Here is a 23,808-nt window from a genome sequence, read left to right on the forward strand (position 1 = left end):
CGATGAAGCCAACTCTTTCGAAGTGGCCTGAGCCCCGCGCGTTCAGAGTCGATCTGTCGAGCGGCCTGATGGAGGGCACGGGTACGCGCTATCAGAAGCGTTTGAAGGATCTGGACGGCCTTTATAGCGATGCCGATGCCTTCGCCACGCTGCTTGCCGCGCGCGGTGACGAGATCGTGTATGACGTGACGGATCATCGTCCGAGCGATGCGCCCGGCGATCTGATCACCGGCGTCACACGCATGAGTCCCGGCAAGGTGGGCGACGAGTTCTTCATGACGCGCGGGCACATTCACGCGAACATCGACAGGCCCGAGCTGTACTTCGGGCTCAAGGGGCATGGACTCATGTTGATGGAGTCGCCCGACGGCGAGACGCGTATCGTCGAAATCGAGGCCCATACCGCGTGCTACGTGCCGCCGCGATGGATTCACCGGTCGGTGAATCTGGGCGGCGACGATTTCGTGATGCTGTTCTGCTATCCCGCGGATGCCGGGCAGGACTACGCGATCATCGAGCGCGCGAACGGCATGAAGCTGCGCATTCTCGATGACGGCAGGGGCGGCTATCGCAGCGAGGCGAACCCGGCTTATGTCGCGCGCAATGAGGCGCAGATTGCCGGTCTGCTGGCACGAACGGAGCGCGGATAATGGCATACGAAGCGGCAAGCAAGCCCACGTTCTGGTTCATCGGCGTGACGACCGCGCATAGTTCGATCATGCGCGTGTTTCCCGAGTGGGCGAGACATCTCGGTTTGGGCGATGTGCAAATGAAGGGCATGGACTTCGCGGCGCATGCGGACCCCGAGGCGTACCGCGAGGCGGTGCGCTTCCTGCGCGGCGATCCGCTCTCGCTCGGCGCGCTAGTCACGACGCACAAGATCGACCTGTATGCCGCGTGCCATGATCTCTTCGATGAGATCGACGAGTATGCGCGGGCCATGAGCGAGACCAGTTGCCTGTCGAAGCGCGATGGCAAGTTCGTCTGTCACGCCAAAGACCCGATCACCGCCGGCTTCGCGCTCGACGGCTTCCTGCCCGCGCAGCACTTCGCGACCTCGAACGCCGAAGTGTTCGTGATGGGCGCGGGCGGATCGGCCATCGCGATCACGTGGCATCTGATGCAGACGAACCGGGGCGCAGACCGGCCTTCGAAGGTGATCGTGTCGGACCCGTCGCACGAGCGCCTGCTGGAGATCGAACGCATTCACCGTGAGCTGAACCTCGGCGTGCCGTGCGAATACGTGCTCGTCTCCCGACCCGACGACAACGATCGCGTGATGACGCGGCTGTCGCCCGGCGCGCTCGTCATCAATGCGACCGGGCTCGGCAAGGACAAGCCCGGCTCGCCGCTCACGCACGCCGCCGTGTTTCCCGAGCACGGGATCGTATGGGAGCTCAACTATCGCGGCGATCTGGTGTTTCTCGACCAGGCGCGGGCCCAGCAAGAGCGCAGGCACTTGCAGGTCGAGGACGGCTGGACCTACTTTGTCTACGGCTGGACCCGCGTGATGGCGGAAGTGTTTCATGTCGATATCCCGACGCGCGGACCGGCCTTCGAGGCGCTCTGCCGCATCGCCGCCGATGCAGGCAAGCCCGCGCCCCGCGCAGGCGCTGCCTGACGCCGTGGCCGATGGACGCTTTCTATCTCGCGATCGATGTGGGCACGGGCAGCGTGCGCGCCGCGCTCGTGGATGCGCGCGGCGTCGTGCGCAGTATCGCCGCGCACGAGCATGAGCAGATCGTGCCGCGCTACGGATGGTCCGAGCAGCGTCCGGCCGACTGGTGGTCGGGCGCGGCGCGTTCTATTCGCGAAGTGCTGGAGAGCGTCCCGGATGCAGCGGCGCGTGTGGTTGCGGTGTGCGCGTGCGGCCAGATGCACGGCACCGTCCTCATCGATGACGACGGTAACCTCACGCGCGAAACCGCGCCGCTCTGGAACGACAAGCGCACCAGTGCCGAAGTTGCCGCGTTTCGCGCGCGGGCCGATTACGCGTCGCATGCAAGGCAGGCCGCCAATCCCGCGACGCCCGCGTGGCCCGCGTTCAAGCTGCAATGGCTGAAGGCGAACGATCCTGCCGCGTTCGAGCGCGCGACGACCGTGTTCATGCCGAAGGACTACGTCAACTTCCGGCTGACGGGCGAGCGCGCGTGCGACTGGAGCGATGCATCGACCAGCTATCTGATGGATGCATCCACTCGCACATGGTGCCGCGCGCTCCTGGATGCCTTCGGCCTCGATGCCGCGAAGCTCGCGCCGATCCGCGCGCCGCTCGACATTCTCGGCGGCGTCACACAAGATGCCGCCGCGCAAACCGGCTTACGTGAGGGCACGCCGGTGCTCGTCGGCGGGGCGGATTACCCGGTATCGGTGCTCGGCTCGGGCGTTTATGCGCCGGGGCTGGCGTCGGACATCACGGGAACGTCGTCGATCATCACCGTGATTGCCGATACCCCGCTGCTGCACCCGGACGTCTCCAATCTCGTGACATGCGACGGTTCGTGGGGGCGCTTCATGCTGCTGGATTCCGGTGGCGACGCGATGCGTTGGGCGCGGCGTGCGTTCCACGAAAATGCCTTGTCCTACGATGTCATCACGCAGAAGGCCGCGAGCGCGCCTGTCGGGTCGGATGGCATGTTCTTCCTGCCGTACCTCACAGGAGAGCGCCTGGGCGAACACTCCAACTCGCGCGCGCAGTTCTTCGGCATCACGGCAAAGCATGGATTGGGACATTTACACCGCGCGGTCCTCGAAGGCGTTGCGTTCGCGGTGCGGCGTCAGATCGCGCTGCTTCGGCCGGAAGGCGGCGGCATCGACCGAATCGTGGCGGCGAGCGGCGGCGCCAGGGCCGCGTTGTGGCTCGCCATCAAAGCAAGCATGTACCGCACGCCGATTCTTGTTCCTGCCGAAGTGGAGTGCGGCGTGACAGGCTGCGCTATCCTCGCGGCCACCGCGCACGGACAGTTCGCGCGTCTCGCGGATGCGGTCAGCGCCTTCGTCCGGTTCGAGAGCGAAGTTCAGCCCGACCCTCGCGCAAGCGACAGGTACGATCGCATGATGCCCATTTTCGAGGGGCTTTACGCGCAGGCGCAGCAGTTCTACGACGATCTTGACGCGCTCGACGCACACGCGTTGGTAGCGCATGCACGACAAGGGTAATTAGGCTTTGAGCCGAGCCCGGAGCCATACAAACGCGCGTCGTGGCTCCTGCGGCTCGCGCCGGAAGAGGTCGTCGCGGTCGAAGATAGTCCGACGGGCGCGGGCGGCGCCATCGCGGCGAACATGCGTGTCATCGGCTGGTCCGTCGATGACGAAGCCGCCGCGCTCTTTCCCTCCGAAACGCACATCTTGCGCTCGCCGGATGAACTGGCGGCAAACCTCGGACTGGACGCATTCTCGTTGTCGAAGGTAGGCTAGCTGACATCCCGCAGAGGCGAGTCGGAGACCTTTCTGACCGCCGAGAGCCAAGTTTTCTCTAGGACAATGAGGGCTTGGTGGCATTGCAAGGTGCCAACGCTTCGCGCAGCTTCGTCATTGCAGAGCCGTGGGCGGCCTCAGCCCATTCTGGCTTAAATTCCGTTGCTAATGCCATTGCCTTGGCGAAGTCCGGCATGGCGTGCGATTGCTTGATTGCGTCGCGATACTCGGCAGCGGTAGCCTCTACATCGACGGCGGCTTCGAAGATGCCTGCAGCGTTCAAGCAATCAAGCATCACTAAACCAACCACCGATTCGCACTTTTCGATTATATGTAGCAAGTATTTGTCGAAAGCGACGAATGTCTTTTTCCGACTCTGGTTTTGAACTTTTGGCTCTGCAAGGACCATCGGGAAGTTGCCGTCAATGTGCAGGGCAGACGTAATGTTCAGCCCGCGGTGAACGACCGCATTGCGCAACTCACGAATGTAAGAGTAGTTCGCCTCACCGTCCTGAAATCCATCAAAAACTAAGCGCGAATACAACTGTGTTTCAAAAGTGCTTGGCTGCACGGAAGTCGTTTCACGGAACAGCTCCGTCGCTGCCACAAGATTCAAAAAATAGCCGGAATAGTGAAGTCTCATGTCCATCTGATCAGTGACGGAGAGTTGGGTGCGGAACGAGAGCGCGGCGCGCAGCGCAGTCTGTCTTGCAGACATGTACCACGAAAGCGAATAAAGCATATCTCGGTTTTCGAAGCTCAAGGTCGTCACTCGTCCTCCCTACGGACGCTAAAATTCAAATCAGCCGAAGATCGTAGCTTTGAAACTGGTATTGTTTGAAGCGCGATGTCAGCGACCCACTGCAAAGGGCCGACGCGTACGGAACGCTCGACGTGCTTGCTTCGGCCTTTGCGGACGCTCGTCGTCCACCCGCTGTGCGGTTGCAGCTTATGCAAGAGTTGCCGTTGGAGCGATTATCGCCTCAACGGCCGCTTCTAGTTCGTGGACTGAGGCTGTTCGGCGCAGAGCCGCACGACCTCGCAACTGAATTGACCGTCCGCTATTGGCCGTCGACCGCCCGTTCAGCAGGACTTCTCGAACGTCCTTTGTACCTTTCGAAGCCGCAGTCGACGAAGCGCGGGATCGAAGGTCTGCAATGGGTCGTGAAGAGTCGTTCACACTTCCTCGAAGCCGACATCCAACCGTACTGCGTCGCCAACGACCGCAAAGCGACGTGCAGCAACCGCACATCGGCTGAACGGCCAACGTCCGCAATGCCCGACGAAGCGTCGGAGACAGCGACCGTTGAGTGGCCGTCGAACTGGCACACGCGACGTATCGAAACGCAGTGCAAGCGCGGACGTTCACACTTCCGTGAAGTACTTGTTCACGATCTCGTCTCGCAGCCGTGCCACATCGGCGTGGCTGCGATCACGCGGCCTAGGCAAATGCACTTCGATGATTTCGCCAATCCGTCCCGGCCGCGCCTGCATCACCACGACGCGGTCGGCGAGCAGCACGGCTTCGTCGACATCATGAGTGACGAGCACCATCGTAATGCGCTCGTGGGTCCAGATGCGCTGCAGCTCGCCTTGCAGGCGGCTGCGCGTGAGCGCATCGAGCGCGCCGAAAGGTTCGTCAAGCAACAGCAGACGCGGCCGGTTCACCAGGCCGCGGGCGAGCGCTACGCGCTGCGCCATGCCGCCGGACAATTGGTGGGGGTAATGCCGCTCGAAACCGCGCAAGCCGACGAGTTCGACATGCTCCGCAACGGCGCGCGCCTTCTCATGTTTCGAGAGCGGAGCGTTGCGCAAGGCAACAGCGATGTTCTGCGCGACATCGAGCCACGGAAACAGGCGATGATCCTGAAACACGATACCGCGCTTGAGATCCGTCGATACGACGCGCTCGCCATCGAACTCGATATGGCCTTCGAAGCCGCCGTCGAGCCCCGCGATAAGACGCAGCAAAGTCGACTTGCCGCATCCGCTCGCACCGACAATGCTCACGAACTCGCCACTCGCGACCGTCAGATCGATGCGCTCGAGCACGGGCGGGGCGGCATCGCCGTCGTAGCGCTTGCTGACGTGGTGCAATGCGAGTCCTTCGAGTGTGGCCATGAACCGAATACTCCTGTCATCAATTTGCGCGCCGGTCGAACCAGCGCCGTTGAATGGCGCGCGCAAGCGCATTCAGCGCCCATCCCGTGAGCCCGACCACGATCACCCCGAACAGCACGAGGTCCATGCGGAACTGTTCGCTGCCGTCTACGAGCGTGTTGCCAATGCCGCTTCCGGCGACCAACAGGTATTCCGCGCCGAGCGTCGCGAGCCACGAATAGATCAGCGCGAGATACACGCCAGTGAAGATGGACGGCAACGCGGCCGGGAGTACCACAGCCGTTAGCAGTTGCAGCTTCGAGTAACGATACGCCCGCGCGACTTCGAGCAGGCGTGGTGGCGCGGCGCGTATGCCATCGTTCGTATGGACGACCACGGGCACGAGCGCGGCGAGTGAAAGGAACACGACCTTCGCCAGATCGCCCAGACCGAACCAGACGGAAATCAGCGGAATCCACGCAAACAGCGAGACCTGCTTGAACGTGTTAAAGCTCGGTGCGATTGCCCGGTTTGCGATTTTCGACACGCCGAGCAGCGCACCCAACGCAAGCCCGAGACTCGAGCCGATGAAGAAGCCCGTCAGCTCGCGTGTGAGCGATGCGGTCATCGCACGCAGGAGCGCGCCGCTGCGCACCTGCTCAAGCGCGGTCTGGAGCACCTGGACGGGTGACACCAGAAGGCCGTGACTGCCTTTGGCGTCGCGCGAAACGAACCACCAGAGCGCAAACGCGAGCAGCGGCAACACGAAGCCGCGCCAGCGCTTCTTACGGTGCGCTGCATGCGCGTCCTGCGATGCACGCGGCGCTTCCTGCAATTCGAGCGAGGCATCCGACATGAAAGCGTGCTCCCTAGTGCGTGCTGCCGCGTTGCAGCCGGCGTTCGAGCGCACTCAGCAAGTGGTCCGCGCCGTATCCGATGGCGCCCACCAGCAACACCGAAGCGAGCACGAGATCCAGCTGGAAGAGCTGGCGTCCATACACGATCAGATAGCCAAGCCCTTCCGAGGACGCCACCAGTTCGACCACGACGAGCGTCAGCCACGCCTTCGTGAACGCCAGCCGGGTGCCGGTACCAATGACGGGAATCGCAGAGGGAAGCGTGACGTGCGTGATGACTTGCCAGCGGCTGTATCGATAGGCGAGCGCCACTTCACGCAACGCAGGCGGCGTGTCACGAAAGCCTTACAGGGTGGACAACGTGACAGGCACCAGCGCGGCATGGCCGATCAGCAGATACTTGAGCGGCTCGCCGATGCCCACGACGATCATCAGAAACGGCAGCCAGCCGAGCACCGGCACCTGCACGATCGCGTTGAAGCTCGGCAGCACATAGGCTTCGAGCGTGCGTGACAGTCCGAGCGCGCCTCCGAGCAGGACGCCCAACAGCACGCCGCCGCCGAAGCCCACCGCCACGCGCGTCATGCTCGACGAGAGATGCAGCCACAAGTCGCCGCTCGAAACCAGCTGCGCGAGCGTGTCGAAGACGAGGGCGGGCGGCGGCAACACTTGTGCCGAGATCCAGCCGTGACGCGAGCCAAGCACCCATAAAACGGCGAGCGCGATCGGCAAGAGCCACGGCAGCGCGATCCACGCGAGGGCGGCAGCCGCATCGGCCGGCACAGGATGCGCGGCGCGCTTCGCGGGCAGCAGCACGCGGTAAAGCACATTGGCCATGAGTCGGTTCCCCGCGGGTCAGGATGCGAGCGGCTTGCCCGACGCATCGAAGCGCGGCCAGTAGCTTTCGAGCTTGAGCGTCTTGAGGGCCTGATCGAGATACTTCGGCTCGAACCAGCCATCCACGCTGACGGGCTGACGAATCAGGTTCAGGCGCAGCGCATCGTCGGCGACGGCCTGATAGCGCGCGCGCAGGAACGGGTCGATGAGCGGTGAACTGCGCTCTTTCAATTGTCCCGGCTTGAACTCGGACTGCCACGATTCGACCGGTACGCCGCTCTTCGCCCACAAGGCGAAGAGCGCCGCGCGATTCGCTTCGTCGGATTGCCATTGCGCGGCCTGGACTACCGACGTCACCACTGTCTGCACGATGGCCGGATGCGCGCTTTCGAATTCGTCGAGCACGAGCAGATGGGCCTGGCGCGTGAACTGCACGCCGTCGTCACGCGAGGCGTACACGATTCGAGCCAGCCCTTGCTGTTGCAGCTTGAAGAGCGAGTAGTCGGAGAACACCGCGTCCACGCCTTTCGATGCCACTGCCGCGAGCGCCGCCGCGGTATCGAGATTGATGATGCGCAGATCGCGTTCGGCGAGGTTGTTCTCCTTCAGCACGTTGTCGGCGACCAGTTGCAGGTTGGTGCCGCGAAACAGGCCGACGCGCTTGCCCTTCAGGTCCTTTACGCTCTTGATGTCCGAATCCGCCGGTACGGCGAGATAGACGCCAGTGCGCACGTTCGATGCAAGCAGCAGGTGCGTCTTCAGGCCATTGGCGCGCCCGAGCACCGAAGGCAGGTCGCCCTGATACGCGAAGTCGACCTGCTTGTTGGCGAGCGCCTCGTTGACCGCTGGCCCCGCGCCCTTGAAGAAGATCCACTCGACCTTGACGTGCGCGGGTTGCAGCGCATCTTCCACGCGATGCTGCAATTGCGCGGTGGCAGCCGGCGATCCACCGAAGGTCGGCGGATCGCCCGTGCCCTGTTGCGCCACGCCGATGCGCACGACGGATGGCTCCGCGGCCAGCCCGGGCGTCGCGAACAGCGCGACGAACGCCGCGCTCAGGATACGTTTGAGAAGTGTCATGGTCCCTCGGCTCATCAGCCACGCGTTTCCCGTTTGACCGTACGGCTGCGGCGTCCGTCGATACTCACGGGCACATCGCCATGAACGGTCGCGCGGCGCACGACGCGATGCGCATCGCCGTAATCGGCCACGGCGTAGTGCTGCGTCGCGCGGTTGTCCCAGATCGCCACATCGCCCTGTGTCCAGCGCCACCGCACGGTGTTTTCGAGGCGCGTGATGTGATCGTGGAAAAGCGCCTGCAGACGGTCCGAATCGCGCTGTGACAAGCCGACGAAGCGCTGCACGAAGTGCCCGAGCACAAGCGTCCGTTCACCCGTTTCGGGATGCACGCGCACCACGGGATGCTCCGTTTCGTAGAGCGTCGAGGTGAACTGCTTGCGGTACTCACGCTCAGCATCGTTATCGATGGCAGGCGTGTTGCGGGTCGCGGCATAGTCGTACGTGTTCGAATGCAACGCCCATAGCGAATCGGCAAGCTCGCGCAAGGGTTGCGGCAAGTGCGTGTAGGCAGCAGCCGTGTTGGCCCAGACCGTATCGCCGCCGGCGGGGGGAATCACCACGCCGCGCAGGATGGAAATCTTGGGGTAGGCATCGACGAAGGTGACGTCCGTGTGCCACGAATTGGCGCGCGTGCCGTGCTTTGAATCGAGTTCGAGCAGACGGCTCGTGCCTTCCTTCGACGGCACCGTGGGATGCGCCACGGTCTCACCGAAACGCGCGGCGAAGGCCTCCTGCGCGGCATCGTCGAGATGTGACTGACCGCGGAAGAACAGGACCTTGTGTTCGAGCAGCGCCGCGTTGATGCGGGCGATGGCCGCATCGTCGAGTTCCGCGGAGAGCGTCACGCCGCGCACTTCTGCGCCGATGAGCCCGCCGATCGGGCGAATTTGGAAGGGTTCGCCGGATTGTGCGGCGAGCGGCGCGGCTTCATGTGTGGACTTCTGGTGAGCGAGCGTAGCGGTGTCGGACATCGGAAAATCTCCGTTGGTTGGCGGGCAAGCGTCACGAGATTGAAGCATTCGTCCGTCTCGAAACCAACGAAGCGATTCGACTAAGCATCGAAGTGGGCATTTCATATTGACTCGCGTGGAGAATGTCGACGTGACATATTCGCCCCCAACGATGTCGTGGTCCGCTTAGTTAGCACTGCATGTTTTACGGGCCTGACCTAGGCGTCCTCAGCGAGCACGGATCGCAACGAGTGCAAGCGAGACGGGCAGCACTTGACGCGCCGCTGTTCATCGGCGCGACACTCGCTTTGTGCTGTACAGCTGAATAGGCTTGGGCTGCGGTCGTCGAGGCGGTATGGCAGTCATACACAACGCGGCGAGCGCGGGATTTTGAGAGCCAGATGTTGACTGCACCGAGGTGCAAGAATGACAGCCCCGGCTAACCCCTGTTCTCTTGCCAGTTAGCCTCTGCCACAACCACTCTAGTGCAACCGAGTTTTCACCGCTTCAGGAGGTCCTTGTCCACTATCCTTTCGTCAAGGTGTTTCGGACCGTAGGCTGTAACTGCCGGGCGCCGTGAATGACGGCACAGCGACGTGCTACTGTTGCAAGGCAGATGCACAGCGAACGGCAGCGAAGGCCGAGGAGGACTCTCTGAAAGCCAAATGACGGAAAAATTCGAACTTCCGTGGTCGAATGATGTAAATTTAGAATCGCCGAAGTGTGGAGCGTCATAGAACGGCGTATGCCGTCGTGATTCTCTGAAAGGGGGCAAGCTTAGTTGCTCGGCAGCGCAGCGCGATTCAAAAGCCGACGGATCGCTCTCGCGGAGTCAACTCTCCCAAGACGACCTGCATAGTCTTTCGACTGCAATAGTTTTTTCGGAAAGCGCGCATAGCATCGGGGAAACGCTTCGTTTGCTCGGGGTAGGGACGAACGTACCATCATTCGCTCAACCTGCTCCCGGTCATTCCCCCGCATGCCATGAACGTTCCCCGCTATCCTCGGTTAGCGCGAGTCAGCTCCGACAAGGCGTTGCCTTCCGGCACTGAGATATTTTCCCAGCAAATCAGAAACTGAGAGGCTTGCTGTCTACCCATACACGCGTTCCCAACGTATCTATTCGAGCGCTGGCCAGCGGGCGGCGCCGCCGTACCTTGAACCACGCTTGGAAGAGAGGATGCGTCGGGCGCAGACCTTCTGATTTGCTCCGCTCCGAGCGCTGTATCTACGAGAGCCCGTAGCGCGCCTCGAGCGCGTGTTGCATGTGCGCCGTGTTCCACGCCCTCAGAATGTTTGAACGCAAGTCTGACGACACCGCGGACAAAGAGATATGAACGCTATTACGCTCGGAGCGGCGTCGGCGCGAGAGGCCTCGTTGCGAGAAGTGCTTCTTCTGTCGGTCCGGCTCCTCCGTTATGATTGGCCACAGCTTGATGCGCAAGCGCTATTTGCCTGGGAGATAAACGAGTGAGCAATGATGGTGTGGCGGCGGTAGAAAAGGCGTTGTCGCTGCTCGACTGTTTCCAGCCCGGCAAGGAGTCACTATCGCTAGCAGCGCTTTCGAAAGCGTCCGGCATTCACGTTACGACAGTTTACCGACTCATGAACTCGCTGGAGCGTATGAGGTACGTGGTCCGCGCGGGAACAGGCGACTATTCCCTCGGCCATCGCCTCCAGTTCTTGGGCAACCTGTACGAGCATTCGGCGACTCAATTTTCCGGAATCGTACAACCGGCCTTGCGCGAGTTGGCGGCTGCGACAAGCGCTAGTGCGTCTTACACGGTCATCGAGGATTCTGAGGCGCTGGTCTTGTTCCGGGCGGAGCCGGCCGAAGGGCTGCGCATTACTCGGCTTCCGGGCGATAAGCATCCGTTCGACAACAGCGCAACAAGCGACGTGTTGCGCTTCTGGGGGCTTGGGGAGGCCGCCTTTGATAGTCCGCCCAAACTGCCCGTATTCAAGTCTCGAGCGCGCGATGCGCACACCGCAGCGATGTCCGTACCAATATTCGGCGCTGAAGACAAATTCGTGGCTTCCATGACGCTTTCCGGCGCAGCGACCACACTGGAAGAAGCTTATGCCGCGGGCGATATGGCCGCGCGGCAGTTAGACGTGGCTTCGAAGTTGTCCCGCCAGCTCGGCGCCAGCCAGGCACTGTGCGAACGGGAATACGTTGCATGAACTCGCTCAGCCCTCGCTGAGAGGCGCCAACCTCGCTCTCCTCGCCTTCCTAGCGTTCACGTCCGTATAAGCTCTCGCAAAACATGACGCTAGCGCCGAGTCGCCTGGACAGGTCGGCAGCGGCGTTCAACTGCGGAGCAATCCATTCGCCGGCCTCGTGCGCGGCGCACATCCGCGACGCAGGCCCAGATAGCGTCAGGGCTGCCATAAATTTGTCGCCCGCGCCGAAGATTGGCGTAGCGAACGCTGCAGTGTGAATATCGCGCGAACCCGCCGTAAAAAGCGGGATCTTCGGTGGGGTCTCGTATAGAGGTTCGCCCAATCCCCAATAGCGAATGACGTGACTGATCGCCGTTTCATCAAGCGGCAATGCGGTTCCCGGAAGTCGCGTTTCTCTCAGTCCCTCGGATGGCTCGACCCTGAACAGGCATAGCCGTTCACCGTTGCCAAGCACATAGTACGACGCGCTTTCCTTGGTAAGTGTCGCGAGCGCCTGCAGCGTTGGATGGACGACGGACGACAACTGGAACGTCTGCTCAAACAGCTTGCCGAGGTAGAGCACCCGGTGTCCGAGCGAGTAATTTCCTGCTTGGGAGCGCACCGCGTACCCCATTCTCTCCAATGAATTCATCAGCCGGTAGACCGTCGTTTTGTGCATCCCCGACGCTTGCGCGAGCGCTGCAAGACTCATCGACTCGGTGCCAGGCTTAAAACAATCCAGCAGCGCCAGCGCTTTTTCAACTGCCGCCACTCCGTCGTTTCCCATCGTCGCCTCCTCATACAATAACAAAGATTGTACATCGTACACGCGTCATGTACAGGATAAAAGGGTTAACGATAGTGGTCTCGACACGGTAGGGTGGCTATGATTATTTCACGTCGTACAGCTTCAATGTACACCGTACAACGATCTCCGGAGTGGAATCCATGAGCACGACTTCAGCAGGCAGTTCCTCCATCGTTCGCGACATCGAGCGCGTCTCTCCCGAATTGGTGCAAGCGGCAGGCAAGTTTCAAGCCGCCATCCTTGCCGACGTGAACGGCCGTCGCGGCGCCGTGCATGGCCGCGTGAAACCGCTGAATCCTAAGATGAAGGTTGCGGGTCCGGCGGTCACGGTCGAAGTGCGCCAAGGCGACAACCTGGCGATTCACGCTGCGTTGGCCGTCGCCAAGCCGGGTGACGTTATCGTGGTCGACGGCAAGGGCGACGTGTCCTGCGCTCTGATCGGCGAAATCATGGCAACACAAGCACAGGCAAGCGGCATTGCCGGCATCATCATCGATGCGGCCGTTCGCGATTCGCACGAGCTGGCTGCAGGCGACTACCCGGTCTTCTCGGCAGGTCTCAATCCGTGCGGCCCGACCAAGAGCGTCGCTGGCACGGTGAACATGCCGATTAGTTTGGGCGGCACGACGGTGCGCCCGGGCGACCTGGTGGTCGGCGATGCCGATGGCGTGGTGATCATCGCGAAGGAAGACGTCGAGCGCATCGTCCCGCTGGCACAGCAGAAGGTCGATTCCGAAGCGGCGCGTATCGCAGCAATCAAGAAGGGCGACGGTCGTGCTAAGTGGCTCGAGAAGGCGCTGCAAGATGCCGGCATGCTTGGCGAAGGCGAGGCACTTTAATGACTACCTCGTCGCAAAAGCCTGTTCTCCTCGTGACGGCAGCCGACCTTGCACCACAAGCGCTCGACATGCTGAAGGAGTTCGAGGTCGTCTTCGCAGGCAAGCAACCCACGGAAGAAGATCTGACCGCGCTCTGCGCAAAGCACAAGCCGACCGCCATCATCGTTCGCTACGGCAAGGTGACGGCGCGCATGATGGATGCGGCCGAGAAGCTGAAGGTTATCTCGAAGCACGGCAGCGGCACGGACACGATCGACAAGGCAGCCGCATCGGAGCGCGGCATTGCAGTGCGCGCGGCGGTCGGTGCAAATGCTGCTGCGGTCTCCGAGCATGCGTGGGCCCTGATCCTCGCATGCGCCAAGAGCATTCCCCATCTGGACCAGCGCATGCGCGCAGGCCATTGGGATAAGGCGACGCACAAGTCATTCGAACTCGACGGACGTACGCTCGGGCTTGTGGGGCTGGGCGCCATCGGCCGTCGGGTTGCCGCTGTCGGTATCGCGTTCGGCATGAACGTGATCGCGTATGATCCGTTTGCGAAAGAAGCCCCCGAGGGCATCAAGCTCGCGTCGCTCGACGAGGTCTACGCGGCTGCTGACGTGCTTTCACTGCACTGTCCGCTCACCGAAGATAACCGCAACATGGTGAACGCGCAAACGCTGGCGCGCCTAAAGACTGGCGCGATCCTGGTCAACACCGCGCGCGGCGGACTCATCGATGAAGCGGCACTGATTGACGCGCTCGCGAGCGGCAAGCTTCGCTCGGCAGCCGTCGACAGCTTTGCAGTCGAGCCGATGGCCCATCCTCATCCGTTCCAGAACGTTCCCAATCTCATCCTTACTCCGCATAGCGGCGGCGTAAGCGATGCGGCCTACGTGAAGATGGGGCAGGGGGCGGCAGCAAACGTCCTCGCGGTCATCGAGGAAAACGCCCGCAACGCGGCTTGATCCGAACGAAAGAGTTAAGCATGTTCTATCTCACATCGCCCGAAGTGCGCGAAACCGAAGTGTTCACGCGCATGCCGGAAAAATTCCGCAAGCCCGACGCTCACAGTGATTGGGCACGAGCCAACCGCGGTGGCTTGGTGACCGACTCGTTTCTCGAGGGACCTGTCTGGGATCCGCGCGGTTACCTGTATGTCACGGATATTCCATACGGTCGCATCTTCCGGATTGCGCCGTCGGGCGAGTGGGACCTCGTTGCGCAGTACGAGGGTGAGCCCAATGGGATGAAGCTTTTCGATGATTCTCATTTGCTCATCACCGATTACCGCAATGGCTTGATGTTGGTCGACATCGAACGGGGCGAAGTAAGGCCGTATCTCGAACGTCGCAATTCCGAGGGCTTCAAAGGCGTCAACGACCTTACGTTCGACTCGAAAGGCAATCTTTATTTCACGGACCAAGGACAGACCGGTCTGCACGATCCCACGGGCCGTGTGTATCGGCTATCGCCGGACGGCCGACTCGACATGCTGCTCGGAAACTGTCCCAGCCCGAACGGTCTGGTGTTGTCACCCGACGAGAAGCTGCTGTTCGTCGGCATGACCCGCGGCAACTGTGTCTGGCGCGTGCCGCTGCAATCCGATGGTTCAGTCAGCAAAGTTGGGCAATTCTTTACTTCCTACGGTCCGAGCGGTCCCGACGGCATGACGGTCGACAACGAAGGGCGCCTCTTCGTAGCCAACCCGGGTCTCGGTCGTGTGTGGGTGCTCAACCGCCGCGCGGAGCCCGTCGAGATTTTGACGGGACCGGAAGGCACCTCGCTCACCAATCTTTGCTTCGGCGGGCCGGAGATGAAGACAGTCTTCATGACTGAGTCGACGAACGGAACCGTCCTGAAAGCCGAGATGACTATCGCTGGGCCTCTACCAAGACGAGCAAAGAAAAACTGAGGTCCATCAGCTGGTAAGCCGCCTCGCGCGGCTCCAACTTCCACACAGATTCATTGCGCCATGAGAGTGCGATGGAGAGCAGACATGAACACATCGCACTCCTTGAAAGCCAGCGGCGGCACAGGCAAGGCCAGCGCGCAAGGCAAACTCAGCGTCACCAGCGAAGACTACGCTGCAAGCGAACGCACGCTGGCCAAAGCGTTCCGTCGCATTCTTCCTTTCATCTTTATCTGCTACGTCATCAGCTATCTCGACCGAACCAATGTCGGTTTCGCAGCGTTGACGATGAACAAAGACCTTGGATTGACAGCAGAGCAATTCGGGCTCGGCGCGGGACTGTTCTTTATCGGGTACTTCATCTTCGAAATCCCGAGCAATCTGATCATGCAGAAGGTGGGCGCGCGCATCTGGATCGCGCGCATCATGATTACCTGGGGCATTCTTTCGATGGCTACGGCATTCGTTGTCGGGCCGAAAAGTTTTGCGGCTGCCCGCTTTTTGCTGGGAATTGCTGAGGCTGGATTCACGCCGGGCATTTACCTGTACTTCACTCACTGGTTCCCGGGCAAGTGGCGCGCCAAAGTGACCGCGGCTTTTCTCGTCGGCATTCCTGTCGCCAACATGATCGGTTCGCCAATGTCAGGAGCATTGCTCGAACTCGGGGGCCTTCACGGGCTCCGTAGCTGGCAGTGGCTCTTGCTTATTGAAGGCCTGCCCGCCGTCCTTCTCGGGATCGCGTGCCTGTTCATACTCGCCGACCGTCCCGAGAAAGCGAAGTGGCTGACTGAAGGAGAAAAGTCCTCCCTGGCTCGCCGCCTCGCAGCGGAACAGAGCGACATCGGCAATAAGCACGGCAAAAACCTGCGCGACGCTTTGACGAACTGGCGAGTGTTCGTTCTGGCATTCATCAATTTCTGCGGCATCGTCGGTTCCGTGGGCGTCGGACTGTGGATGCCGCAGATCATCAAGCAGTTCGGCGTCGATCATTCGGTGGTCGGATGGTTGACTGCCATCCCTTATGCCATCGGCGCGGTCGTCATGCTTTGGTGGGCACGTGTGGCCAGTCGGGCTCAGAAGCGCATTCCCTATGTCGCCGGTGCGTTGGTGGTAGCCGCCATCGCATTGGGCTGCAGCGCATTCACCCAGGTCCCGGTGCTCAAGCTCGCTGCGCTGTGTTTTACCGTCAGCGGCATTCTCGCCTTTCAAGCAACGTATTGGGCCATCCCATCAAGCTTCCTCACTGGAAGAGCCGCCGCAGGCGGGCTGGCACTCATCGTCTCAGTCGGAAACCTGGGTGGCTTTGTCGGTCCCTCGATGATTGGCGCACTTAAGCAAATGTCCGGCGGTTTCACCGTGCCGCTAGTCGCCGTTTCTGTCGTGCTGCTTTTGGGCGCATTAACGATCGCATGGCTTGGCGATCCGGGCGCAGATGCTGGCGAAGCACCCTCCGCACGTAACCCGTAATTGTGCGGTCCATATCCAAATTTATAACCACTGTTTGGAGACAACATGTCTTTGACGAAGGCTCGTAAGAAAGCCAACCCATACCCCACCTTCATGCTCGGAACCGTCGCAGTCGCGAGCATGGCATTCGCGTCAAGTGCCGCTCACGCGCAGAGCAGCGTCACGCTGTACGGCATCGCTGACGTTGGCGTCGAGTATCTGAACAACACCAGTACCGGCGGCTCTCAAGTTCGAGAGGTCTCGGGAAACATGTCCGGTTCTCGTTGGGGGTTGAAGGGTGTTGAGGATCTGGGCGGCGGAATAAAGGCCATCTTTCAGCTTGAAAGCGGCTTCAATATCAACGACGGCACAAGTGCGCAGTCGACGCGCGGCCTCGGCACGAATCCGACGACAACGACCCGTCTGTTTGGTCGTCAGGCCTGGGTTGGCCTCAGCTACAAGGGTCAACAACTGACCTTCGGCCGGCAGCAAGCGTTGATCTACGAACAATCGGTCACGTTCGACCCGATGGGTGTCTCCTCGAGATATTCGGCGCTGTCGCTGGACTATGCATTGGCTGCCCGCATTGACAATTCAGCGAAGTACACGGGGAAGTTCGGCCCGGTGACCGCCCAGGCGATGTACAGCACGCGGTATGACACGGGCTATGGCGCGGAAGTCCCGGGCGCGCTTATCACCGGCCGGTTTTTCAGCGGCGCACTCACCTATGCGAACGGCCCGATCGGGGCGACCGCCGTATATGAACAACGCAACAGCAATACGGTCGCCACCAACACGAGCACCGAACGTCGTGTACTGGCTGCAGCCAATTACAACTTCGGTCCGGTGACGGCCTCTGCAGGTTACCGCTATCTTCGCGCATCCAACACGTTCCTACCCACGAACCCCATCGCCGTGGCCAACGGCTCGCAGGCGAATGCCGCCAACCTGTACTGGCTCGGTGCCCAGTACCTGATTACGCCGGCTTTCCAGTTGACGGCCGTCGGTTACTACCACGACGTGCACTCGACAGGCGCAGATCCGTGGATGGCTGTGCTGAACGCCGATTATTTCCTGTCTAAGCGAACCGACCTATACGCGAGCGTTGCTTATGCGCACAACAAGGACAACTCTGCTCTTGGTGTGAACGGTTACGGCACGGTTGCACCGGGTCATAACCAGACCGGCGTAACGGTTGGCTTGCGCCAAAAGTTCTGACAGGAAACGGCCGTGCAAATTGTCCATGCACCTCATTTGCCCGTTCGTGAAGACTGGCTCGCATTGGGCGAGGAGCCCGTTCTTGAACCGGATCTGCCCATCGTTGACGCTCATCACCACCTGTGGGACCGTCAGTCCGGGCGATATCTGATCGATCAGTTCGGCAAGGATGTGGGGAGCGGACATCGCATCGTGTCGACGGTCTATCTCCAATGTCGTTCAATGCTGCGACAGGACGGTCCCGAGGCGATGAAACCCGTCGGCGAAGTGGAATTCGCGAACGGCATTGCAGCCATGTTCGCGAGTGGGGCGTATGGACCGACCCGGTGTTGTGAAGCCATCGTTGGTGGGGCGGACCTGACGCTCGGAAACGAGCTGGGGTCTGTGCTTGAAGCGATGCTGCATGTTTCGGGGGGGCGTTTGCGCGGTATCCGCAATCCCCTGGCATGGCATGAAAGTCCGGAAGTGAGTTCGAGCCCGGTCACGCCGCCACGTGGATTGATGCTTGACCCGAGCTTTCAACAGGGCGCGAAAGCGCTGGCTGGCTTCGGTTTATCGCTGGATGCGTGGGTTTATCACACGCAACTAGCCGATCTGTATGAGCTCGCTCGCGTGACTCCGGACGTGACGGTCGTCATTGACCACTTCGGCGGCCCGGTCGGCGTTGGACCCCACGCACACGAGCGTGAGCAGGTGCGAACAGCGTGGAAGGAAGGACTCTCGCATCTTGCAAGCCTCCCGAACACACGAATCAAGTTGGGTGGCGCAGGAATGAGCGTCTTCGGTTACGAATTCGCATCGCAAGAATTGCCGCCCTCATCCGAACAGCTTGCGGCGGCCTGGCGGCCGTATTTTGAAACCTGCATTGAGCTTTTTGGTCCGGACCGATGCATGTTTGAAAGCAATTTCCCAGTCGACAAGGGAATGTTCAGTTATAGCGTTTTGTGGAACGCCTTCAAGAGACTCGCGAGCTCGATGACCACGGATGAGAAGGCAGCACTGTTTTACCGGACCGCGGCGTCGACGTACCGCCTGCAGTTTCACGGAGACATGTCATGAAGACAAGTGCTAGCCTTTCAGAGTCTCCGTCAGGAAGCAAGGCGGAGGGAAAAGGTTATAAGGCCGTCACCGGCGTCGAATGGCGTTCACTTTCACTCGCCGGTTTGGGATGGATGTTCGAGAGCTATGACTCCTTCTTGCTCTCCCTCCTTCTTCCGACGTTGGCATTTCAGTTCGGCTTGAGCAAGGCTCAGCTTGGCGTCTTCACCAGCATCACGGCTGCCGGTCAGATCATCGGCGGCATTCTGTTCGGATATGTTTCAGACAGGCTGGGACGGGTGCGCACTGCACTGCTCTGCATCGGCATCTACTCGCTGTTCTCTGGCTTACTTGCGTTCGCACCCAACGAACACTGGTTCGCGGTGATCCGCTTTTTCGGCGCGTTAGGTATGGGCGGAACGTGGACGGCAGGCGCGGCCCTGATTGCTGAGACCTGGCACGCTAGCCGGCGCGGCAAGGGCGGGGCGCTCATGCAGATGGGGCTACCCATCGGCGCAATTCTCGCGATCACGATCTCGGGAATCGTCAGTGGCGTCAATGACGGCCTTGGCGGAAACGGATGGCGCTTGCTTTTTCTGATTGGCGCGCTGCCGTTCTTCATCCTTTTCTTTGTCGCACGCAAGACGCCCGAGTCGCCCATCTGGCTCGAGCGCAAGCACGCGAAAGCGCAACCGACGGCCCGGAAGACTACGCACGACGAAAAGCTCAACGTTCGCGGCCTTCTGACGGCGTTCACCTTCATCTTCTTCCTGCAGTACCTCTACTGGGGCGTGTTCACCTGGACGCCGACTTTCCTCATCGCGGTCAAGCATCTCGATTTCGTGCACAGTCTCAAGTTCGTTCTTTCACTGCAATTTGGCGCGATTGCGGGTTTTCTGTTGTTCTCGGCCTTCGTTGACCGGCTTGGGCGTCGACCGATGTTCATCGCCTACCTCCTGGTAGGGGCCGCTGCCGTCTTCGGCTACATCTATTCTTCCAGTCCGCTGGTGCTACTGGTGACAATATTCTTCACCGGCTTCAGCGTGAACGGGATATTTGCAGGTGCGGGGCCATTCCTCGCGGAAATTATCGGCAACACCGCGTCGAGGGGTTTCCTGATGGGTCTCGCCTACAACGGTGGACGACTCGGCGGGTTCATTGCACCGCTGGTTATCGGCGGCTTGGCATCAACCTCGGGTGGATTCGTGCTCGGCTTGTCCACCACGATCGTCGCTTTCGTCGCGGCTGCGGTGGTCGTCCTCTTCGCACCGGAAACGCGCGGAAAGGCTTTGTCGTGACCACGGCCATGCAGCCACCGCGCTTCATTAGCAGGTTATTCCCAGCGCTGTCTGAGGCTTCGCTGCGCCGCTATCTGGGCGGCCAGGTCGCCTCGGTCCTAGGGAGCTGGACGCAGAATGTCACGCTGAACCTGCTCGTCTACCACCTGTCCGGTTCTGCAGCGATTCTCGCGCTGCTCAACTTCCTGCTCTATGGGCCGCAGCTTATTGTGGCGCCAATTGCAGGATCGCGAATCCGCTCGGAGAACGCGAGACGCGTGACGCTCTGCGTGCTTGCGACGTCACTTTTGCTGACGTTAAGCCTGATTTCGCTAAGTCTGCTGGGCATTCTTGGCGTAAAGCTGATTCTCGCCCACGCGCTCGCGATTGGCATCTCCAGCGCGATTGAAGTGCCGGCGCGACAGGTTCTGCTGCTAACAAGCCTGCGCGACGTGAGCCTCACGTCCAACGCCGTGGCAATGAATACGATGGTCTACAACGTCGGCCGCATGGTCGGGCCCACGATTGCCGGTTTCGTCTATCCGACGCTGGGGCCCATAGCGTCGTTTTCGATCTACGTGCTGGCGCTTTGCATTATGGCGCTCTGTGTGCGCTCGATTCGACTGACGTCTGCAACCCGACCGTCTCGCGCGGACAGCGGCCTGCGCGACGCAGTGGGATACGTCATGTCGGATGCCTTTTCTGCACGCTATCTGCCGATCCTCGCTTGCGTCGGGTTATTCGCAGCGAGTTATCAGACGCTCGTGCCGCTATTGGCCGACAAAGCGTTCCACGATGCCGCCCGGTTTACCGGTGTGTTTTTCGCGTGCGCAGGTGCGGGCTCTTTGAGCTCAGCAGTCCTTTTGTCGTCGGCGCTTGGCCCGCGTGCATCGGCAAGGTTCATTGCGTGGGCGCCCTGGTGCGCCATGGCCGCGCTGATGGTGCTGGCGACTACCGACTCAGCAGGCGCAACCATTCCCGCTTTCTTCGCTTTGGGTTTCAGCCTCACGTTTGCGGCGACGTCGACCAACGCGACCATTCAGCGTCAGTGCCCCGAGCACGTGCGAGGGGGACTCGTCGGTATGTACGGGATGGCCTACAACGGCACGATGCCGTTTGGCTATCTGCTTGTTGGAACGGTGTCAGAGGCGCTCGGGGTGCGCCATACATTCGCGGCAATGGCGATCGTGCTCGCAGCAGGCGTCATTTCCATCATTGCACTGCAAAAGCTCAGAGAACAGCGCGAAAGCGCGAAATGAACGGGAGACAAGGTATGCATGCCCAAAGTGTGACAGCGAAATCCGAAATTGAAGAAAGGACCATACGGAAGGTCGTGTGGAGGCTCATACCATTCTTGATGGTCTGTTACCTGCTCGCGTACATCGATCGGGGCAACGTCGGAATGGCGTCGCTTCAGATGAACCATGACCTCGCAATGTCGGCGAAAGTCTTTGGCTTCGGAAGCAGCCTGTTCTTCGTCTCCTATTTCTTGTGCGAAGTTCCGAGCAATCTGGCACTGCAGAAGTACGGTGCGCGCGTCTGGATTGCTCGCATCATGCTCACGTGGGGCATCGTCTCGGCGGCGACCGCGCTTGTTCAGAACGCCACGACCTTTTACATCCTGCGTTTCCTGCTTGGCGCGGCAGAGGCCGGGTTCTTTCCTGGCGTCTTGCTATACCTGTCGTACTGGATCCCCGCGTCGTATCGTGCGCGGATCGTCGCGGTGTTCATGGTGGCAATTCCGCTCGGAAGCTTCTTGGGCTCACCCCTCTCGGCGTTGCTCCTTCAGATGGACGGCATTGGAGGACTTCGGGGTTGGCACTGGCTCTTTATTCTCGAGGGACTGCCAACGGTTCTGCTGGGTTTCGCTTGTCTGTTCTTCCTGACAAACAAACCGGACGAGGCGAGCTGGCTCAAACCGGGCGAACGCGAATGGCTTACCAATGCGCTCGCCAACGAGACCAAGACGCCTAAAAAGGTCCTGGATATGCCGCTGACCAAGCTGTTTCGCAACCGCTACGTGCTGTGCCTTGCACTCATCGACACCTGCGCATCGGCTGCCGGCAGCACGCTCAATGTGTGGCAGCCGCAATTACTCAAGTCGTATGGTCTGACTGTCATGCAGACGGGCCTGATCAACTCGGTTCCTTATGCTTTGGCATGCGTTTTGATGGTCTATTGGGGCCGACGTTCGGACCGGGTGCAAGAGCGCCGTTGGCACACTGTCGTACCGATGCTGCTGATCGGCTTGGGACTGTTCGGCACATCGTTGAGCGGCGCAATTGTGCCGACAGTCTGCTTGCTTTGCGCCGTGTTGGTAGGAGCCTACGCCTTCAAGGGCCCCTTCTGGGCACTCGCGGGTGACATGCTGTCCGGAAGTGCTGCGGCCGCGGGTCTCGCGACGATTAACGCGATTGCCAACCTCCTTGGCGGTGGTCTAATGGTGAACGTTTACGCCTGGGTTGCAAGCGCGACCGGCAGTTACGCGCTGGCATTGATGCCGCTTGGCGTTCTCACGCTCATTAGCGTCACTACCCTGCTGTTGCTGACGCGCAATGGGGAGACGCGTCAACTCGCTGCTAAGACGGAGACCGTCTGAAATGCGATCCACGACCAGACGTAAATTCCTTCACTACGCCGGGGCTCTTCTGACAGCGTGCGCGCTACCGAATGCAGCCTTTGCACAAGAAACGTGGTCGAGCGGCTCCGGGCGTCCTGCGTTCAAGCTGCCAAAGGGCACCGTCGACTGCCATATGCATATTTACGATGATCGGTTTCCTGCCGCGCCAGGGACCACGCTGCGTCCGCCGAACGCGACGATTGAGCAGTACCGACTCTTACAAAAGCGGCTTGGGATTACGAGGAACGTGATCGTCACGCCGTCCACCTATGGGACAGACAACAGCGTGACGCTCGACGCACTGAAGCACTTCGGAGATGACGCAAGAGGCGTCGCAGTTGTCGACTCATCGGTAAGCGATGATGAACTGCACAGGCTGCATGCTGGGGGGATCCGCGCCATTCGTTTTAACCTGAGCTACCCCGGGGCAGCGACCGCCGAGATGATTCAACCCCTGGCGGCCCGCATTGCGCCCCTTGGATGGCATATCGAACTTGTTGTTCAAGGTGAACGACTTGCCGGTATAGAGCGCACTCTGTCGGCGCTTCCGTGTCCCTTGGTCATTGACCACATTGCTCATGTGCCACAACCAGACGGCTTGTCGTCCGAGGCATTCAGAACGGCTCAGCGATTGGTCGAGAAGGGAAATACGTGGGTGACGTTGTCGGGTCCCTACGTGGACAGCAAAGCGGGCGAGCCAGCCTACCTGGATGTTGCACCGGTTGCCAAGGCGTTCGTCAATATGGCGCCCGAACGCATGTTATGGGGAACAGACTGGCCCCATCCCACGCAAAAGACAAAAAAACCGGACGACGCGAGCCTTGTCGAGGTCATCGCGGGTTGGATCGGACGATCCGATTGGCAAGAGATGATTTTTGTCACGAACCCAACCAAGCTTTACGGCTTCGCGTAGGTCGAGGCGCGAATGGGATAGGGGCGGCGCCCTGCGACGCCCACACGCGGCGAGCATTCTTCACCTGTCCAAAAATCGACCCGAGCGTGGAATCGTCGGGATCGCTCGTAGGCGTCGCAGCCGAGCGTGGCCGCTCGGGCAACGCTCGGCTTTGGATCCGGCAGGGCTTCTACGTCGACCTTAACCATGTAGCGCGCGGGTGGAAGGGTAGCAACCCCCCAATTAGGACTACCGGTGGGCGTCCTTGCGCCGGTCGGAGCGATTCCGCCTGACGCCTGGTTCATACGGGGTCAAACGCTTTTGGGGCGGCTCCGGCGTTGGGCGCTGCGTAATTCGCGAAAGCTGGACACGCGG

The 23,808-nt window shown here is 60.7% G+C and carries 21 protein-coding genes and 1 pseudogene; 15 read left to right on the plus strand and 7 right to left on the minus strand.

What is annotated here, in order from left to right:
* The first annotated feature begins 2 nt into the window (after positions 1-2).
* The 4 genes from BG57_RS26360 to BG57_RS34445 all read left to right on the plus strand — a co-directional run bounded on the left by BG57_RS26360 (position 3) and on the right by BG57_RS34445 (position 3,417).
* Positions 3-650 carry a glucose-6-phosphate isomerase gene (locus BG57_RS26360; RefSeq protein WP_035969760.1) on the plus strand — a complete coding sequence of 216 codons (648 nt, stop codon included), beginning with the start codon at positions 3-5 and terminating at the stop codon, positions 648-650.
* Complete coding sequence (locus BG57_RS26365; protein ID WP_035969762.1) at positions 650-1,621, plus strand: shikimate dehydrogenase family protein; 972 nt, start codon at positions 650-652, stop codon at positions 1,619-1,621. Before BG57_RS26360 ends, BG57_RS26365 begins: the two co-directional genes overlap by 1 nt.
* Before the next feature lie 11 nt (positions 1,622-1,632).
* Positions 1,633-3,159: a xylulokinase gene (locus tag BG57_RS26370; protein WP_035969764.1), complete on the plus strand. Its 1,527-nt coding sequence runs from the start codon at positions 1,633-1,635 to the stop codon at positions 3,157-3,159.
* Between the two features lie 123 nt (positions 3,160-3,282).
* Positions 3,283-3,417, plus strand: coding sequence for a hypothetical protein (locus tag BG57_RS34445; RefSeq protein WP_479389483.1), 135 nt, complete (start codon positions 3,283-3,285; stop codon positions 3,415-3,417).
* Between the two features lie 58 nt (positions 3,418-3,475).
* Here the strand turns inward: BG57_RS34445 and BG57_RS26375 are convergent, their stop codons facing one another.
* From BG57_RS26375 to BG57_RS26400, 6 genes and pseudogenes are all read right to left on the minus strand, one after another.
* On the minus strand, positions 3,476-4,189 hold the full coding sequence (locus BG57_RS26375; protein ID WP_035969766.1) for a hypothetical protein: 714 nt from the start codon (positions 4,187-4,189) through the stop codon (positions 3,476-3,478).
* A 593-nt stretch (positions 4,190-4,782) separates the two neighbouring features.
* The gene (locus BG57_RS26380; protein WP_035969768.1) at positions 4,783-5,538 is read right to left on the minus strand and encodes an ABC transporter ATP-binding protein; all 756 of its coding nucleotides are present in this window, start codon (positions 5,536-5,538) and stop codon (positions 4,783-4,785) included.
* A 19-nt stretch (positions 5,539-5,557) separates the two neighbouring features.
* Positions 5,558-6,373, minus strand: a complete 816-nt coding sequence (locus BG57_RS26385) for an ABC transporter permease (protein WP_035969771.1) — start codon at positions 6,371-6,373, stop codon at positions 5,558-5,560.
* A 13-nt stretch (positions 6,374-6,386) separates the two neighbouring features.
* Positions 6,387-7,211 (minus strand): annotated as a pseudogene (locus BG57_RS26390) (ABC transporter permease).
* Between the two features lie 18 nt (positions 7,212-7,229).
* Positions 7,230-8,291: an ABC transporter substrate-binding protein gene (locus tag BG57_RS26395; RefSeq protein WP_035969774.1), complete on the minus strand. Its 1,062-nt coding sequence runs from the start codon at positions 8,289-8,291 to the stop codon at positions 7,230-7,232.
* A 14-nt stretch (positions 8,292-8,305) separates the two neighbouring features.
* A complete protein-coding gene (locus tag BG57_RS26400) occupies positions 8,306-9,262 on the minus strand; it encodes a TauD/TfdA dioxygenase family protein (protein ID WP_035969776.1) in 957 nt (318 codons plus the stop codon).
* A 1,449-nt stretch (positions 9,263-10,711) separates the two neighbouring features.
* On the opposite strand from BG57_RS26400, the gene BG57_RS26405 reads away from it, so the two are divergent.
* Positions 10,712-11,425, plus strand: coding sequence for an IclR family transcriptional regulator (locus BG57_RS26405; protein ID WP_035969778.1), 714 nt, complete (start codon positions 10,712-10,714; stop codon positions 11,423-11,425).
* A gap of 49 nt (positions 11,426-11,474) precedes the next feature.
* On the opposite strand, the gene BG57_RS26410 is transcribed toward BG57_RS26405, so the two are convergent.
* On the minus strand, positions 11,475-12,191 hold the full coding sequence (locus BG57_RS26410; protein WP_035969809.1) for an IclR family transcriptional regulator: 717 nt from the start codon (positions 12,189-12,191) through the stop codon (positions 11,475-11,477).
* Positions 12,192-12,352: 161 nt separating this feature from the next.
* Between BG57_RS26410 and BG57_RS26415 the strand changes: the two genes are divergently transcribed.
* The 10 genes from BG57_RS26415 (at position 12,353) to BG57_RS26460 (ending at position 23,454) form a co-directional block, all read left to right on the plus strand.
* Positions 12,353-13,051, plus strand: coding sequence for an RraA family protein (locus BG57_RS26415; protein WP_035969780.1), 699 nt, complete (start codon positions 12,353-12,355; stop codon positions 13,049-13,051).
* Positions 13,051-13,998: a hydroxyacid dehydrogenase gene (locus BG57_RS26420; protein ID WP_035969783.1), complete on the plus strand. Its 948-nt coding sequence runs from the start codon at positions 13,051-13,053 to the stop codon at positions 13,996-13,998. Before BG57_RS26415 ends, BG57_RS26420 begins: the two co-directional genes overlap by 1 nt.
* 20 nt (positions 13,999-14,018) lie before the next feature.
* Positions 14,019-14,945 carry an SMP-30/gluconolactonase/LRE family protein gene (locus BG57_RS26425; protein ID WP_035969785.1) on the plus strand — a complete coding sequence of 309 codons (927 nt, stop codon included), beginning with the start codon at positions 14,019-14,021 and terminating at the stop codon, positions 14,943-14,945.
* Positions 14,946-15,029: 84 nt separating this feature from the next.
* Positions 15,030-16,409 carry an MFS transporter gene (locus BG57_RS26430; protein WP_035969787.1) on the plus strand — a complete coding sequence of 460 codons (1,380 nt, stop codon included), beginning with the start codon at positions 15,030-15,032 and terminating at the stop codon, positions 16,407-16,409.
* A gap of 45 nt (positions 16,410-16,454) precedes the next feature.
* Complete coding sequence (locus tag BG57_RS26435; RefSeq protein WP_035969789.1) at positions 16,455-17,606, plus strand: porin; 1,152 nt, start codon at positions 16,455-16,457, stop codon at positions 17,604-17,606.
* 12 nt (positions 17,607-17,618) lie between these two features.
* The gene (locus tag BG57_RS26440) at positions 17,619-18,665 is read left to right on the plus strand and encodes an amidohydrolase family protein (protein WP_035969791.1); all 1,047 of its coding nucleotides are present in this window, start codon (positions 17,619-17,621) and stop codon (positions 18,663-18,665) included.
* The gene (locus BG57_RS26445) at positions 18,662-19,942 is read left to right on the plus strand and encodes an MFS transporter (protein WP_035969793.1); all 1,281 of its coding nucleotides are present in this window, start codon (positions 18,662-18,664) and stop codon (positions 19,940-19,942) included. The genes BG57_RS26440 and BG57_RS26445 overlap by 4 nt, the downstream gene beginning before the upstream one ends.
* A gap of 8 nt (positions 19,943-19,950) precedes the next feature.
* Complete coding sequence (locus BG57_RS26450) at positions 19,951-21,180, plus strand: MFS transporter (RefSeq protein ID WP_035969811.1); 1,230 nt, start codon at positions 19,951-19,953, stop codon at positions 21,178-21,180.
* 14 nt (positions 21,181-21,194) lie between these two features.
* Complete coding sequence (locus BG57_RS26455) at positions 21,195-22,520, plus strand: MFS transporter (protein ID WP_035969813.1); 1,326 nt, start codon at positions 21,195-21,197, stop codon at positions 22,518-22,520.
* 1 nt (position 22,521) lies between these two features.
* Positions 22,522-23,454, plus strand: a complete 933-nt coding sequence (locus BG57_RS26460) for an amidohydrolase family protein (RefSeq protein WP_035969795.1) — start codon at positions 22,522-22,524, stop codon at positions 23,452-23,454.
* Positions 23,455-23,808: the final 354 nt, after the last annotated feature.

The organism is Caballeronia grimmiae (assembly GCF_000698555.1).
Lineage (GTDB): Bacteria > Pseudomonadota > Gammaproteobacteria > Burkholderiales > Burkholderiaceae > Caballeronia > Caballeronia grimmiae.

Excerpts from the sequence above, each read along its gene's own strand:
- BG57_RS26400 (WP_035969776.1), bottom strand. The coding sequence starts at position 9,262 with ATGTCCGACACCGCTACGCTCGCTCACCAGAAGTCCACACATGAAGCC.
- BG57_RS26460 (WP_035969795.1), top strand. The coding sequence starts at position 22,522 with ATGCGATCCACGACCAGACGTAAATTCCTTCACTACGCCGGGGCTCTT.
- BG57_RS26420 (WP_035969783.1), top strand. The coding sequence starts at position 13,051 with ATGACTACCTCGTCGCAAAAGCCTGTTCTCCTCGTGACGGCAGCCGAC.
- BG57_RS26430 (WP_035969787.1), top strand. The coding sequence starts at position 15,030 with ATGAACACATCGCACTCCTTGAAAGCCAGCGGCGGCACAGGCAAGGCC.
- BG57_RS26380 (WP_035969768.1), bottom strand. The coding sequence starts at position 5,538 with ATGGCCACACTCGAAGGACTCGCATTGCACCACGTCAGCAAGCGCTAC.
- BG57_RS26445 (WP_035969793.1), top strand. The coding sequence starts at position 18,662 with ATGAAGACAAGTGCTAGCCTTTCAGAGTCTCCGTCAGGAAGCAAGGCG.
- BG57_RS26370 (WP_035969764.1), top strand. The coding sequence starts at position 1,633 with ATGGACGCTTTCTATCTCGCGATCGATGTGGGCACGGGCAGCGTGCGC.
- BG57_RS26455 (WP_035969813.1), top strand. The coding sequence starts at position 21,195 with ATGCATGCCCAAAGTGTGACAGCGAAATCCGAAATTGAAGAAAGGACC.
- BG57_RS34445 (WP_479389483.1), top strand. The coding sequence starts at position 3,283 with ATGCGTGTCATCGGCTGGTCCGTCGATGACGAAGCCGCCGCGCTCTTT.
- BG57_RS26425 (WP_035969785.1), top strand. The coding sequence starts at position 14,019 with ATGTTCTATCTCACATCGCCCGAAGTGCGCGAAACCGAAGTGTTCACG.
- BG57_RS26435 (WP_035969789.1), top strand. The coding sequence starts at position 16,455 with ATGTCTTTGACGAAGGCTCGTAAGAAAGCCAACCCATACCCCACCTTC.
- BG57_RS26450 (WP_035969811.1), top strand. The coding sequence starts at position 19,951 with ATGCAGCCACCGCGCTTCATTAGCAGGTTATTCCCAGCGCTGTCTGAG.
- BG57_RS26385 (WP_035969771.1), bottom strand. The coding sequence starts at position 6,373 with ATGTCGGATGCCTCGCTCGAATTGCAGGAAGCGCCGCGTGCATCGCAG.
- BG57_RS26395 (WP_035969774.1), bottom strand. The coding sequence starts at position 8,291 with ATGACACTTCTCAAACGTATCCTGAGCGCGGCGTTCGTCGCGCTGTTC.
- BG57_RS26410 (WP_035969809.1), bottom strand. The coding sequence starts at position 12,191 with ATGGGAAACGACGGAGTGGCGGCAGTTGAAAAAGCGCTGGCGCTGCTG.
- BG57_RS26365 (WP_035969762.1), top strand. The coding sequence starts at position 650 with ATGGCATACGAAGCGGCAAGCAAGCCCACGTTCTGGTTCATCGGCGTG.
- BG57_RS26360 (WP_035969760.1), top strand. The coding sequence starts at position 3 with ATGAAGCCAACTCTTTCGAAGTGGCCTGAGCCCCGCGCGTTCAGAGTC.
- BG57_RS26415 (WP_035969780.1), top strand. The coding sequence starts at position 12,353 with ATGAGCACGACTTCAGCAGGCAGTTCCTCCATCGTTCGCGACATCGAG.